The organism is Nonomuraea terrae (genome assembly GCF_044465245.1).
Classification (GTDB): domain Bacteria; phylum Actinomycetota; class Actinomycetes; order Streptosporangiales; family Streptosporangiaceae; genus Nonomuraea; species Nonomuraea terrae.
Genome location: NZ_JBITLL010000005.1, coordinates 956136 through 969428, shown reverse-complemented (window position 1 = coordinate 969428; position 13293 = coordinate 956136). Strand labels below are relative to the sequence as shown.

General features: G+C 71.6%; 14 protein-coding genes. 3 read left to right on the top strand and 11 right to left on the bottom strand.

Translation table 11 applies throughout. The features are described 5' to 3' along the window. Positions 1-34: 34 nt before the first annotated feature. From ACIBP6_RS28235 to ACIBP6_RS28195, 9 genes are all read right to left on the bottom strand, one after another. The gene (locus ACIBP6_RS28235; RefSeq protein WP_397056885.1) at positions 35-1459 is read right to left on the bottom strand and encodes an acyl-CoA carboxylase subunit beta; all 1425 of its coding nucleotides are present in this window, start codon (positions 1457-1459) and stop codon (positions 35-37) included. Beyond that, positions 1460-2692: a beta-ketoacyl-ACP synthase II gene (fabF, locus tag ACIBP6_RS28230; protein WP_132617596.1), complete on the bottom strand. Its 1233-nt coding sequence runs from the start codon at positions 2690-2692 to the stop codon at positions 1460-1462. A 38-nt stretch (positions 2693-2730) separates the two neighbouring features. Beyond that, positions 2731-2970, bottom strand: a complete 240-nt coding sequence (locus tag ACIBP6_RS28225; RefSeq protein ID WP_055506111.1) for an acyl carrier protein — start codon at positions 2968-2970, stop codon at positions 2731-2733. 78 nt (positions 2971-3048) lie between these two features. Beyond that, complete coding sequence (locus ACIBP6_RS28220; protein ID WP_397056882.1) at positions 3049-4002, bottom strand: beta-ketoacyl-ACP synthase III; 954 nt, start codon at positions 4000-4002, stop codon at positions 3049-3051. Next, the gene (locus tag ACIBP6_RS28215) at positions 3999-4895 is read right to left on the bottom strand and encodes an ACP S-malonyltransferase (protein ID WP_397056880.1); all 897 of its coding nucleotides are present in this window, start codon (positions 4893-4895) and stop codon (positions 3999-4001) included. Before ACIBP6_RS28215 ends, ACIBP6_RS28220 begins: the two co-directional genes overlap by 4 nt. Before the next feature lie 103 nt (positions 4896-4998). After that, positions 4999-6123: a PucR family transcriptional regulator gene (locus tag ACIBP6_RS28210; RefSeq protein ID WP_132617634.1), complete on the bottom strand. Its 1125-nt coding sequence runs from the start codon at positions 6121-6123 to the stop codon at positions 4999-5001. Positions 6124-6237: 114 nt separating this feature from the next. Continuing rightward, a complete protein-coding gene (locus ACIBP6_RS28205; protein ID WP_132617602.1) occupies positions 6238-6669 on the bottom strand; it encodes a DUF350 domain-containing protein in 432 nt (143 codons plus the stop codon). A gap of 37 nt (positions 6670-6706) precedes the next feature. Next, entirely contained in the window at positions 6707-7852 is a 1146-nt protein-coding gene (locus ACIBP6_RS28200) for a glutathionylspermidine synthase family protein (protein WP_397056877.1), read from the bottom strand. Position 7853: 1 nt separating this feature from the next. Next, a complete protein-coding gene (locus ACIBP6_RS28195) occupies positions 7854-8369 on the bottom strand; it encodes a hypothetical protein (protein WP_397056876.1) in 516 nt (171 codons plus the stop codon). Between the two features lie 113 nt (positions 8370-8482). Here ACIBP6_RS28195 and ACIBP6_RS28190 point away from each other — a divergent pair, with 113 nt between their 5' ends. The 3 genes from ACIBP6_RS28190 (at position 8483) to ACIBP6_RS28180 (ending at position 10822) form a co-directional block, all read left to right on the top strand. After that, entirely contained in the window at positions 8483-9508 is a 1026-nt protein-coding gene (locus tag ACIBP6_RS28190) for a PHP domain-containing protein (protein ID WP_397056874.1), read from the top strand. Positions 9509-9650: 142 nt separating this feature from the next. Next, the gene (locus ACIBP6_RS28185) at positions 9651-10373 is read left to right on the top strand and encodes a helix-turn-helix transcriptional regulator (protein ID WP_397056872.1); all 723 of its coding nucleotides are present in this window, start codon (positions 9651-9653) and stop codon (positions 10371-10373) included. 92 nt (positions 10374-10465) lie between these two features. Further along, complete coding sequence (locus ACIBP6_RS28180; RefSeq protein WP_397056870.1) at positions 10466-10822, top strand: VOC family protein; 357 nt, start codon at positions 10466-10468, stop codon at positions 10820-10822. 107 nt (positions 10823-10929) lie between these two features. On the opposite strand, the gene ACIBP6_RS28175 is transcribed toward ACIBP6_RS28180, so the two are convergent. Both ACIBP6_RS28175 and ACIBP6_RS28170 read right to left on the bottom strand, forming a co-directional pair. Continuing rightward, positions 10930-11667 carry a maleylpyruvate isomerase family mycothiol-dependent enzyme gene (locus ACIBP6_RS28175; RefSeq protein ID WP_397056869.1) on the bottom strand — a complete coding sequence of 246 codons (738 nt, stop codon included), beginning with the start codon at positions 11665-11667 and terminating at the stop codon, positions 10930-10932. 9 nt (positions 11668-11676) lie between these two features. Beyond that, positions 11677-13197 (bottom strand): alpha/beta hydrolase, encoded by a 1521-nt coding sequence (locus tag ACIBP6_RS28170; RefSeq protein WP_397056867.1) that lies wholly within the window; start codon positions 13195-13197, stop codon positions 11677-11679. Between the last annotated feature and the right edge of the window lie 96 nt (positions 13198-13293).

The following is a 13293-nucleotide window of genomic DNA, read 5'->3' as shown; positions in this document are numbered from 1 at the left end:
ACGTCGTGCGGGGCCCTCGCCGTTGCCGGAAGGGTTACAGCGGGATGTTGCCGTGGGCGCCGCGGGCCGGGGTGGCCTGGGCGAGGACCTTGGCGATGGCGCCGCGGGTCTCCTCGGGCTTGATCACCTCGTCGATGACGCCGACCTCCTGGGCCCTGGACAGGCCGCCGACGAGCTTCTCGTGCTCCTCGGCCAGGCGCTGCTCCAGCTCGGCCCGCTCCTCCTCGGGGGCGGCGGCGATGTCGCGCCGCTTGAGGATGCGCACCGCGGCCACCGAGCCCATGACCGCGACCTCGGCCGTCGGCCAGGCGAAGACCTTGGTGGCGCCCAGCGCGCGGGAGTTCATCGCGATGTACGCCCCGCCGTACGCCTTGCGGGTCATCAGCGTGACGCGCGGCACGGACGCCTCGGCGAAGGCGTGCAGCAGCTTGGCGCCGCGCCGCACGACCCCGTCGTGCTCCTGGCCGACGCCCGGCAGGTAACCGGGCACGTCCACGATGACAACCAACGGCACACCGAAGGCGTCACACATACGTACGAACCTGGCGGCCTTCTCGGCGGACGTGGCGTCGAGGCAGCCGCCGAGCCGCATCGGGTTGTTGGCGATCACACCGACCGTCCGGCCGCCGAGGCGGCCCAGCGACGTGACGATGTTGGGCGCCCACTTGGGGTGCAGCTCGATGCCCGGCTCGTCGAGCAGGCCGTTGACCAGCGGCTTGACGTCGTAGGCACGGCGCGCGGAGTCGGGCAGCAGCGCGGAGAAGTCGACCTCGTCGATCTCGCCGTTGCGCACCCGGCCCTGGTGGCCGAGCAGTGTGGTGAGCTGGCGCGCCTTGACGAACGCGTCGGTCTCGGTCTTGGTCACGACGTGGACGACGCCGCTGCGCTTGCTGTGCGGCTCGGGGCCGCCCAGGGCGGCGCTGTCGACGTTCTCGCCGGTGACGCTGCGCACGACGTCGGGGCCGGTGACGAAGATGCGGCCGGAGTCGGCCAGGATGACCAGGTCGGTGAGGGCGGGCCCGTAGGCGGCGCCGCCGGCGGCCGGTCCGACCACCACGGAGATCTGCGGCACGACGCCGGAGGCCTTCGTCATGGCGGCGAACACCCGGCCCACGCCGTGCAGCGACTCCACGCCCTCGGGGATCCGCGCGCCGCCGGAGTGCCAGATGCCGATGACCGGCACCCGCTCGCGTACGGCCACGTCGTAGGCGTGCACGATGTGCTCGCAACCCTCGCTGCCCATGGCGCCGCCCTGGGAGCGGGCGTCGCTGCAGAAGGCGACGACGGGGACGCCTTCGACGCGGCCCATGGCGGCCAGCACGCCGCTCTTGTCCTCGGGAGTGATCAGTCGTACCGAGCCCTCGTCGAGCAGCGCGGCCAGGCGGACGGCCGGGTCGCGGGGATCGGCGGGCTCCTGATCGGAGCCGTCGGTCACCACCCGGTTGTCGAGCACGGTCATTTAAGCCCCCTTAAAGACGACGGAAACGTTGTGGCCTCCGAAGCCGAACGAGTTGTTGATCGCGGCGATGTCGCCGTCCGGCAGTGTGCGGTTCTTGCCGTGGACGAGGTCGACATCGATGCCGTCGTCGAGGTCGTCGAGGTTGATGGTGGCGGGGACGATCCGCTCCTGCAGGGCCTTGATGGTGAAGACGGACTCGATGCCGCCCGCACCGCCGAGCAGGTGACCCGTCATCGACTTGGTCGAGGTCACCAGCGGGTGGGTACCGACGGCCTTGGCCACCGCCTGCACCTCACCGACGTCGCCCGCGGGCGTCGAGGTGGCGTGCGCGTTGACGTGCTTGATGTCGAGGCCGGTGATGCCGGCGTCGGTGAGCGACTGGGTCATCGCCATGATGATGCCGCGGCCCTCGGGCTCCGGCTGGGTGATGTGGTGGGCGTCGGCGGAGTAGCCCACGCCCGCGCAGTACGCGTAGATGCGCGCGCCGCGGGCCTTGGCGTACTCTTCGGACTCCAGCACCACGATGCCGGCGCCCTCGCCGAGGACGAAGCCGTCGCGGGCGCGGTCCCACGGCCGGGACGCGGCCGCCGGGTCGTCGTTGCGGGTGGACATGGCCCGCGCGGCGGCGAAGGCCGCCATGTTGAGGCCGTGGATCGCGGCCTCGGTGCCGCCGGCGACCACCACGTCGGCGCGGCCGACCCTGATCATGTCCATCGCGTGGCCGATGGCCTCCGCTCCGGAGGCGCAGGCCGACACCGTGGCGTGCACGCCGGCCTGTGCCTTCAGGTCGAGCCCGATCCAGGCGGCCGGGCCGTTGGGCATGAGCATCGGCACGGTGAACGGCGAAAGCCGGTTCCAGCCCTTCTCACGCCACGTGTCGTACGCGCTCAGCGTCGTCGAGATGCCGCCGATGCCGCTGGAGACCACGACGCCGAGCCGCTCGGGCGCCACCTCGGGGGCGCCGGCGTCCTGCCAGGCCTCCCTGGCGGCGACCAGCGCGAACTGCTCGCTGCGGTCGAGGCGGCGGGCCTCGGGCCGCGGCAGCACCTCGGCCGGATCGACCGCCGCCGTGCCCGCGAACTTCACGGGGACGGCGTCGATCCAGTCCGTGGTGAGCGTCTCGACACCCGACTGACCGGCGAGGAGCGCCGTCCAGGACGAGGTGACGTCTCCACCGACGGGCGTCGTCGCGCCTAGCCCGGTAACGACGACACGTACCCGGTTCGCACTCACGTTTCGCGCTCCTTACTGATCAGATGGGTGTGCTTCGGTCAGCCCTGGATGAAGGTGAGGACGTCCTTGACCGTCTTCAGGTTCTTGAGCTGGTCGTCGGGGATCTCGACGCCGAACTCGTCCTGGGCGGCCACGGCGATCTCGACCATGGACAGGGAGTCGATGTCGAGGTCGTCCACGAAGCTCTTCTCGGGGGTCACCTCGGACGCCGGAATGCCGGTGATCTCGTTGATGATCTTGCCGAGGCCCGCGAGGATTTCCTGCTCGGTGGCAGCCATGTCGCTAGTTCTCCTTTGGTTTCCTGGTGTCTGTGCGGGCATGGCCGCACAAGCTCATGAAATGGACCGCGAACCCCGTCAGGGGATCTCGATCACTTGCCCCGCGTACGTCAGGCCCGCGCCGAAGCCGAGCACGAGAGCGAGGCCGCCCGAGCGGACCTCGCCGCGCTCCAGCATGCGCGAGAGCGCGAGCGGGATCGAGGCGGCCGAGGTGTTGCCCGCGTGGACGATGTCACGCGCGACCACGGCCTTCTCTGCGCCCAGCTTGCGGGCGATGGCCTCGACGATGCGCAGGTTTGCCTGGTGGGGTACGAACGCCGACAGCTCGGACGGGTCGACGCCCGCACGGGCGCACGCCTCCAGCGCCACGGGGTGCAGGGCGGTGGTGGCCCACCGGAAGACCGTCTGACCCTCCTGGTGCAGGAAGCCGGCGCGGCCCTTGATCTCGATGGCGTCGAACTTGTCGCCGGAACTGCCCCACACCACGGGGCCGATGCCGGGCGTCTCGGCCGGGCCGACGACCGCGGCGCCGGCGCCGTCGGCGAAGATCACGGCCGTGGACCTGTCGGTCCAGTCGACCCACTGCGACAGCTTCTCGGAGCCGATGACGAGCACGTTCCTGGCCGCCCCGCCGCGCACGGCGGCGCTGGCGGTGGCGAGCGCGTAGCAGAACCCGGCGCAGGCGGCGTTGACGTCGAACGCGCCCGGCGACTTGATGCCGAGGCGGTTGGCCACGATCGCGGAGGCGTTGGGGATCTGCGTCTCCAGCGTGCAGGTGGCCACGATGACGAGGTCGATGTCCTCGGGGGACAGGCCGCCGGCGGCCAGCGCCTTGCCGCCGGCGATGGTCGCCATGTCCTCGACGGACTCCTCCTTGGCGACCCTGCGCTCCTTGATGCCGACCCGCGACTGGATCCACTCGTCGTTGGTCTCCATGGTCTTGGCCAGGTCGTCGTTGGTCACCACGTGGGCCGGCTGGTAGTGGCCCAGGGCCAGCACCTTTGCGCCCGGGGCGATGTCGGGGATCCTCACTTGATCAGCTCCCTGGCCGCGTCGAGGTCGTCTGGGGTCTTGAGCGCCGCCGTCCGCACGCCGCGCAGCCCGCGTTTGGCGAGGCCGGTCAGCGTGCCGCCGGGCAGCAGCTCGATCATCGCGGTGACACCGAGGCCCGCCATGGTCTCCATGCAGGAGCCCCACCGGACGGGGTTGCTCACCTGCTTGACGAGCCGGTCGAGGAACTCGGCGCCGCTCGCGACCGCCTGCCCGTCGGCGTTGGAGAGCAGCGTGACCCGCGGGTCGGCGGGGGTGACCTGCTGGGCGGCCTCGCGCAGGCTCTCCACGGCCGGGGCCATGTGACGGGTGTGGAACGCGCCCGCCACGGACAGCGGGATGAGCCGGGCGCGGGCCGGCGCGTCGTCCTTGAACGCGGCCAGCTGCTCCAGCGTGCCGCCGGCCACGATCTGGCCGGCGCCGTTGATGTTGGCGGCCGTCAGCCCGTGACGGTCGATGGCGGCGAGCATGTCGTCCTCGGCGCCGCCGAGCACGGCCGTCATGCCGGTCTCGGTGACGGCGGCGGCTTTGGCCATGGCCTGGGCACGGTCGCGGACGAGGGAGAGCGCCTGCTCCGGGGTGAGCACCCCGGCCAGGGCCGCGGCGGCGAACTCGCCGACGCTGTGGCCCGCGAGCACGTCGGGTGTCACGCCGAGCGCCTCGGCGGAGGCCAGCGCGGCGGCCACGAGCAGCGGCTGGGCGACGGCGGTGTCGCGGATCTCGTCGGCGCCGGCGGTCGTGCCGTAGGCCACCAGATCGAGCCCGACCACCTCGGACCAGGCGCCGAGCCGGTCGGCGAGTCCGGGCAGCTCGAGCCACGGAGTCAGGAAGCCTGGTGTTTGGGCGCCTTGGCCCGGAGCGACGAGTACAAGCACAAAACCCACCATGCCCTGTAGAACTCCGACACGAGGATGGAGATCCGTACGAACTTTGTCCGGGGTCTTTTGTAGGAAGGCCACAGTGGGGATTTCAGCGGCATTACGTTAGAGCGCGCCAGGTTTCGGCACTCTCCGAGAGCCTGCCGAGGATGAGCCCCACCTGAAGAGTGAAGGCCGACCTGCCCTCGGTCGGCTGGTAGCCGGTCAGCTCGGTGATCTTCTTCAGGCGGTAGCGGACGGTGTTGGGATGGACGAACAGCAGCCGTGCCGTCGCCTCCAGCGAGGTGCCCTGCTCCAGGTACGTCGCCAGCGTGTCGAGCAGCGGCGTGCCGGCGAGCGGCAGGTAGACGTTCTCGATGAGCTGCCGGCGGGCATCGGCGTCGCCGTCGAGCGCGCGCTCGGCCAGCAGGTCCTCGGCGTGCACCGGCCGCGGCGCGTCCGGCCAGCCGCAGGACGCCTTCAGCCCGGCCAGCGCCGCCCTGGCCGAGCGGGCGGCGGCGTGCAGGTCGGGCACCTCGGGGCCGATGACGACGGGCCCGACGCCGAAGCGCGAGACCACCTGCCTGGCCGCGTCGTCCACGCTGCCGGCGCCGCCCACGATGACGATGAGCCGGTCGGCCTGCACCCCGGCCAGCAGGTCCATGCCGATGCGGCGGCCCTTCTCGCGCAGGCCGTCGATGACCGCCCGCGGGTCGTCGTCGGGGGCGTGGCCGGCGATGACCACGACGGGGGAGGACGTCCAGCCGAGTGCGGCGGCCCAGGAGTGCAGCCCGTCGTCCACCTCGCCGCGGACGAGGGCGTCCACGATCAGCGCCTCCAGCCTGGCGTCCCACGAACCCCTGGCCTCGGCCTCCCGGGCGTAGACCTGCGCGGCGGCGAAGGCGACGTCGCGGGTGTAGCGCAGCATGGCCTGCTGGAGCTGGTCCTCCCCGCCGGGGGCGGCCAGCTCGTCGGTCTGGGCCTCGACGACCTCCACCACGACCCGGACGATGTCGACGGTCTGCTGGAGCGAGATCGACCGCTTCAGCTCGCGCGGAGCCGTGCCGAAGAACTCGATGCTGGGCGTGGGACGGTCATTGCCCGCGTGCTGGAACCACTCGACGAACGCGGCGATCCCCGCCTGCGCCACCAGCCCCACCCAGGAACGGTCCTCGGCGCTCAGCGCGCGGAACCACGGCAGCTGCTCGTCCATGCGCGCCATCGCCGCGGTGCCGAGCGCGCCCATGGCGCGCTCGAGCCTGCGTGTGGTGTCCTCCCTGGTCCGGTCTGTCACGCCTCTAGAGTGCCAGGTCCCGCAGGATGTCCGGAACGGGCGTTCGCGCCTGTCTGGATCACCCGCCTAGATGACGGCGACCGCGGTGATCAGGCCGAGTGCCACGTGCGTCACCGCCAGCACGCGTGCGCCGGGCTGCAGCTCGGGCTCCTTGACGAGCTCGCGTACGGAGATGCCGACGACCTTGTCGAACAGCAGCATCGCGACCGTCTGCACCACGATGCCGACCAGGCCGAACACGGCCGTGCCCGCCAGGCCCTCCGCCAGCCGGCCGCCGGAGGCCCAGATGGAGGCGGCCACGATGAGCCCGACGGCGGCCAGGGCGGAGGAGGCGAGCAGGGTGGCGTTCGGGTTGCGCTCGCGGCGGATGATCTCGCTGAGCTTGCCGGGCGTGGCCCAGTCGATCACGTAGAAACCGACGATCATCAGGATCACGCCGACGGCGGCGTATGCGGCGATGGCGCCCGCGCCGCGGGCGAGGGTTTCGAGAAGGGTCACGTCAGTTCCTATCACGTGGTGCGGTGGGAAAGGGGGGTCAGGCAGCGATGCGGTGCGGGACGAACGAGGAGGTGTCGTCGGTGATCAGGCCGGTGGTCTCCCTGATGCCGAGGCCGGCCGCCTCGTCGGCGACCACCCAGGCGCCGAGCACCGGCCGCTGCCCCTCGAAGACGGGCAGGGCCTCGAAGCCCTGGAAGACGTAGCCCTCGCGGCCGTAGACCCCCGTCGTCTCCTGGGTGCCCTCGGGGGTGACGATGCGCATGGAGGCGCCCTCCCGGCCGAGCAGCGGCTTGGCGATGTACGAGGTCAGCTCGCGCGGGCCGTCGAGGTAGGCGGGCAGCAGGTTGGGGTGGCCGGGGTTGAGCTCCCACAGCACGGCCAGCAGCGCCTTGTTCGACAGCAGCGCCTTCCACAGCGGCTCGATCCAGGTGGCGTGGCGTACGGCGTGGCGTCCGAAGTCGTCCGCCAACATCCACTCCCACGGATAGAGCTTGAACGCCGAACGGATCATCCGGTTCTCGACGTCGACGAAGCGGCGGTTGAGCGCGTCCCAGCCGATGTCCTCCATGGCGACGGCGACCGTCTGCAGGCCCGCCTGGTCGGCGGTCTCCTGCAGGTAGGCCACCGTCATGGCCTCCTCGCCGGTCTCGTCGGCGTTGGTGAAGGCGAAGTGGGTGGGGCCGGGCGGCAGCCGCAGCCCGCGCCAGCGGTCGATGAGCCGCTCGTGCACGGAGTTCCACTGGTCGTCGCCGGGGAAGACGTCCTGGAGCCAGAACCACTGCACGACCGACGTCTCGACCAGCGACGTCGGCGTGTCGGCGTTGTACTCCAGCAGCTTGGCCGGGCCGGTGCCGTCGTAGCGCAGGTCGAAGCGGCCGTACAGGTGGCCGTCGCGCCGCTCCCACGAGCGCGCGACCTCCTCCCACGCCCACTCGGGGATGGCGAAGTCGGCGAAGCGGCCGGTGGAGACCACGTGGTCGGCGGTCCGCAGGCACATGGCGTGCAGCTCCTCGACCTGCTCCTCCAGCGCCTCGACCTCCTCCAGCGAGAAGACGTAGTGGACGGACTCGTCCCAGTAGGGCCTGCTCAGGCCCGCCGGGTGGGCGGCCCGGTGGTAGGCCAGGCCGTGGCTCTCGATCTTCTTCTCCCAGTCGTCCCTGGGAGGGTGGTGCTCGCGCCGCACGTCAGCTCCCGCCGCTCCAGCTGCGGCCGAAGCCGCCGCGCTGGATCTCCTTGCCGCCCCGGCTGCTGATGTTCACGTCGGAGGGGCGCAGGGTGGTGCCGCCCTGGACCACGTTGCCGACCCGCCGTCCGCCGTAGTACCACATGTACGCCCCCCGCGATCCGCCGTAGTAGGTGCTGCTGTGGCCGTCGTCGTCCTCGCAGTAGTCGTCGTCCACGACCTGGTACGAGCCCGCGGGCGGGAGCGAGGCGGTGGGGCTCGGCGACGGGGACGCGGCGGCGTCGTCCGACTCGGAGTCGTTGCCCAGCGTGGACCCGTAGTAGTCGCTCATGGCCTGCTCGGCGGCCTGGGAGTCGTCGTCCACGTACATGACGCAGTCGGCGACGACCTCCTCGTCGTCCGATACGGCCGCGCAGTATCCGACCACCATCACGGACAGCACCCCGAGGACGGCCAGTGGGACGACCTTCGAGGACTTGCGCGGCGGATCCGTGGGCGGCTGCGGCGGTTTTGCCATCAAACTCCTGCTTTCCTGGGCCGCTCAGCCTAGTGGCGGCCGGTCTCCCCGTTCAACGTGTTGATTCGCGGTCATGAAGGCCTTGTCATGAATGCCGGGGTATGACGGAACGCATGGAACCGGTTGAGGCGCTGCGCGAGATCGCCTTCCTGCTCGAACGCGCCGGCGAGCCGACGTATCGCGTGCGGGCCTTCCGCCGTGCGGCGTCCGTCGTCGCCGACCTCCCCCGCGACGAGCTCGTACGGCTCTCGGACACCGGCGGGCTCGCCGATCTCCCCGGCATCGGCAAGGTGACCACACTCGTCATCAACGAGAGTCTCGGCGGCCAGGTTCCTACATATCTGCGGAGAATGCGGGCGACCGCCGAGATCGAGCTCGACACGGAGACGGCCGCGCTGCGCACGGCGCTGAAAGGCGACCTGCACAGCCACTCCGACTGGTCCGACGGCGGCTCCCCGATCGAGGAGATGGCCGAGGCCGCCATCGCGCTCGGACACGACTACGTGGCGCTGACCGATCACTCGCCGCGCCTGACCGTGGCCAAGGGCCTGTCGGCCGAGCGGCTGGAGCGGCAGCTCGACGCCGTGGCCGAGCTGAACGGGCGGCTCGCGCCGTTCCGGGTGCTCACCGGGATCGAGGTGGACGTCAACCCCGACGGCTCGCTCGACCAGGACCCGGCCCTGCTGGGACGGCTCGACGTGGTGGTGGCCAGCGTGCACTCCAAGCTGCGGATGGACGGTGAGGAGATGACCCGCCGCATGGTCACCGCGGTGGCCGACCCGCTGGTGGACGTGCTCGGCCACTGCACCGGGCGCGTGGTGCAGGCGGGCGGGAAGCGGGGGGTGAAGCGGCCGGAGTCGGAGTTCGACGCGGAGCTGGTCTTCGAGGCCTGCCGGCGGTTCGGGGTGGCGGTCGAGATCAACTCCCGCCCCGACCGGCTCGACCCGCCGAAGCGGCTGATGCGGCTGGCGTACGAGATGGGGTGCGTGTTCGCGATCGACTCCGACGCGCACGCGCCGGGCCAGCTCGACTGGCAGCGGTTCGGATGCGAGCGGGCCGCCCGGTGCGGCATCGAGGCCGGGCGGATCGTCAACACCTGGCCCCTCGACCGGCTCCTGGACTGGACGCGCGCCGCGTGAGAACTTTACGGAACGTGAAAATGGCGGCCTCTCCGCCCGAGGTCGCCGGAGCGTGAGACCCCTGTATCCACGGGGTTACGCGAGTGTCGAGGGCTCGGCCGGCGCGCCGCGATTGTCGGTCCCGCCGCGTAGCGTCACCGCTGTGAATCGTACGGACCGGCTCTACGCACTCGTCGAAGACCTGCGCGCCATCGCGCCCCGCCGCCGCTCGGCCCGCGAGCTGGCCGAGCGGTTCGAGGTCAGCGTGCGCACGATCGAGCGCGACATCACCGCGCTGCAGGAGTCGGGCGTGCCGATCTACGCCGAGCCGGGGCGCAAGGGCGGCTACGCCATCGACAAGAAGATGTCGCTGCCGCCGCTCAACTTCACCCCCGCCGAGGCCGTGGCCATCGCCGTGGCCCTCAGCCGGGCCGGCGACCAGCCGTTCGGCCGCCAGGCGCGCAGCGCGTTACGCAAGGTCGTGGCCGCCATGCCGGGCTCCGAGGGCGAGCTCGCCCGCGAGCTGGCCCGCCGGGTGCAGCTGATGGAGCCCGAGGCCGGCGGCGACATCCGGCCGCTCGGCGCCGAGGGCGTCTCGCGGGCGATCGAGGAGGCCCTGCTGCGCCGGCGGGTGCTGCGGCTCGACTACGCCGACGCCAAGGGCGCGCTGACCTCGCGCGACGTCGAGCCGGGGGTGTTCCTGGGCGGGCGCGGCGGGTTCTGGTATCTCGTGGCGTGGTGCCGGCTGCGCGACGACGTGCGGGTCTTCCGCCTCGACCGCATCGCCGCCGCCACCGTCACCGCCGAGCGCTGCCCCGACCGGCCGCTCGAAGGCTTCGCGACCGAGGTGCCGGAAATGGTGGTGCACGGCACCGTTCTCGATTAGATGCTCGAAAAGTCGTTCCGAAACACCGACATAGGGTTGTCGCTTACCCGGGTGATCGTTGTCCTGTTCGAGAAGACGATGAGGAGACGGCGATGGACAACACAGTGACCTGGTTCGAGGTCGCGTCCGACGACCCCGAGGGCGCCCAGCGCTTCTACGGCGGGCTGTTCGGCTGGACGTTCGAGCGTGCCGAGGGCCCGATCGACTATCGGCTGGTCGGCCGGCCGGGCGTCGGGCATCCGGTCGGCGGCCTCTACAACACCGAGGGCGCGTTCCCGAGCCATGCGATCTTCCACGTGCAGGTGGCCGACGTCGAGGAGACCTGCGCCCAGAGCGAGGCGCTGGGCGGCAAGGTGCTCACCAAGGTGATCGACGACGGCGCCGGCACCGACTTCGCCTACCTGCGCGACTTGTCCGGCAGCGTCTTCGGCGTCTTCCACCGCAGGTGATCGCCCGGCCCGGGCACCGCCTTCCCCGCGACACCCCGGGCCCGAGCGGTTCACCCTCGCCCTGGACACGCCGCCGATCGCCGAGCGGCGGCGCGTCCAGGGCTTCATCAGAACGCGGTCGTCGACAACCAGCGCTCCAGGAAGTCGCGGTCGCCGAAGACCTCGGCCGCGTCCGGGGAGCGGCGGCCGTAGAGCATGAGCAGCAGGCCGGCGACCGGGCCGCGCACGGCAGCATCGCCCTTGGCGTGCCCGCGTTCCCACGTGATCTTCCCGGCGGGGCCCTGCGTGATGGTCCACTCGCCGTCGACGTCGGTGGCGTGGAGGTGGATCGTGGCCCCCTCCGCGCCCAGCTCGGCCAGCGGCCGGGTGACCCAGGCGGCGTACGGCAGGTTGTGCAGGTATTCCTCGATGCCGTCGGCCGCCGTCGCCGCGTCGATCTCCGGCTCGATGCCGAGCGCGAGCTCGGCGTCGGCCCGGTGCACGACCAGCTCGAAGAGCATCCGGCGCGGCCACCAGGACGCCCGCCGGTCCGGCCCCCACGTCCACACCTGCGTCGCCGGGTCGGTGGCGCGCAGGGTGTCGAGCAGCTCGGCGGCCCCGGCCCTGAGCCAGTCCGCGTCACCGCTCGCGCCCTCGGGCAGCCCGCCGGCCACCTGCTTCGACCAGATGCGCTCCTGCACCCGGTCGCGCAGCACGTGCACGGCCCAGCGGTGGGTCTGCCCGACATGTGTGACCAGCTCGGCGAGCGTCCATCCCGGGCACGTCGGCACCGGGACGGACAGATCACCGGCCAGTGCCGCCAGCCGCGCGGTCTCCCTGTCGATCTGCGATGTGTAGTCCGTCACAGCGCAAGACTAGGCGGCCGGGCAGGTGGCGCCCTTCTGGGGGACCGTGCCGTTGATCAGGTAGCCGTCCACGAGCCCTTGGACGCACTTGCTGCCCGACAGGTACGCCCCGTGGCCCTCGCCCTCGTACGTGACCAGCGTGGCGGTCTTGAGCTGGGCCGTCAGCTTCGGCGCCCACTCGTACGGCGTGGCCGGGTCGCCCTTGCCGCCCACCACCACGATCGGCGCCGAGCCGGTGGCGTCGACGTGCCGCGCCTCGTCGCTGCCCTTGGCCGGCCACACCCGGCACAGCCCGCCCGAGCCCTCGCTGCCGAACAGCGGCGAGATCTTCAGCGCGGCCGTCTCGGTGCGCCGCAGCGTGGCCTGGCTGGGCCGCTCGGCCGTGTCGACGCAGGTGATGGCCGGGAAGCTGGTCATCTGGGTGGAGTAGGCGCCGTCGGGGGAGCGGCCGGTGTAGGTGTCGGCGAGGTACATCAGCGCCTCGCCCCGGCCCTTGAGCGCCTCGCCGAGCGCCTGCTCCAGGAACGGCCAGGTGAGCTCGGAGTAGAGCGCGGCGGCCACGCCGGTCGAGGCCAGGCCCTGCGTCAGCGCCCGCCCGCCGACCTGCAGCGGCCGCTCGGTGAGCTGGGTCAACAGCTTCTCGACGTTGGCGTCGGCGGTGGCCTCGTCACGGCCGACCTCGCACGAGCCGCTCTTCACGCACGAGCGCAGGAAGCTCTCGTACGCCTGCTGGAAGCCGCGCGTCTGGGCCAGCGTGCGCTCCTCGAACGAGACCGTGGGGTCGAGCGGCGCGTCGAGGACCATGCGGCCGACGTTCTTGGGGAACAGGGTGGCGTAGACGCCGCCGAGCTGCGTGCCGTACGACATGCCGACGTAGTTGAGCTTGGGGTCGCCGACGGCGGTGCGGATGCGGTCCATGTCGCGGGCGGCGTTGACGGTGCCGATGTACGGGAGGATCTTGCCGGAGTGCCGCTGGCACAGGGCGGCGAACTCCTTGTTGGCCGCCTCGGCCGCCCGGTGCGTCTCGTCGTCGGGCGGCAGCGTGTTGAGCGAGGTGAACCTGTCCATCTCGGCGGTGCCGCCGCAGCGTACGCCGGAGCTGCGCTCGACGCCGCGCGGGTCGAAACTGACCAGGTCATAACGGGTGCGCAGCGACGTCAGAGCCTTGGCGGCCTGGTCGAGCGTGTCGACGCCCGAGGCCCCAGGCCCGCCGAAGTTGAACACCATCGAGCCCAGCCGCTTGCCCGGACCGGTGGCCGGCAGCTTGATCAGCGCAAGTTCCAGCTTCTCCCCGTCGGGCTTGGCATAGTCAAGGGGCACCGCGAGCCTGCCGCACCGTACAGAGGTGTCCTGGCGGGCCGGTGGCTCGCCGTCGGGGCGCTTGATGTCGGTGCACGGCCCCCAAGCGATCGTGCCAGGGCCGCCGGGAGGCTGGGCGGCCGACTGCGCGGCCGGCTGGGTGGCGGGCTGGGCCGGCACGTTGGAGCAGCCGGCGGTCAGAAGCAGAGCGGCGGCTAGGACGCGACGCATAATGAAACTTCCCCTCACATCTCTCAGGGGGAGGTAGTGCCCACAATACGTGACGATGCACCAAACCTGGGTGAGGCGGCACGTACCCCTCCTGAA

Coding starts and splice junctions, on each gene's coding strand:
- ACIBP6_RS28235 (WP_397056885.1), bottom strand. CDS start 1,459: ATGACCGTGCTCGACAACCGGGTGGTGACCGACGGCTCCGATCAGGAG.
- ACIBP6_RS28225 (WP_055506111.1), bottom strand. CDS start 2,970: ATGGCTGCCACCGAGCAGGAAATCCTCGCGGGCCTCGGCAAGATCATC.
- ACIBP6_RS28210 (WP_132617634.1), bottom strand. CDS start 6,123: ATGGGCGCGCTCGGCACCGCGGCGATGGCGCGCATGGACGAGCAGCTG.
- ACIBP6_RS28195 (WP_397056876.1), bottom strand. CDS start 8,369: ATGGCAAAACCGCCGCAGCCGCCCACGGATCCGCCGCGCAAGTCCTCG.
- ACIBP6_RS28190 (WP_397056874.1), top strand. CDS start 8,483: ATGGAACCGGTTGAGGCGCTGCGCGAGATCGCCTTCCTGCTCGAACGC.
- ACIBP6_RS28180 (WP_397056870.1), top strand. CDS start 10,466: ATGGACAACACAGTGACCTGGTTCGAGGTCGCGTCCGACGACCCCGAG.
- ACIBP6_RS28170 (WP_397056867.1), bottom strand. CDS start 13,197: ATGCGTCGCGTCCTAGCCGCCGCTCTGCTTCTGACCGCCGGCTGCTCC.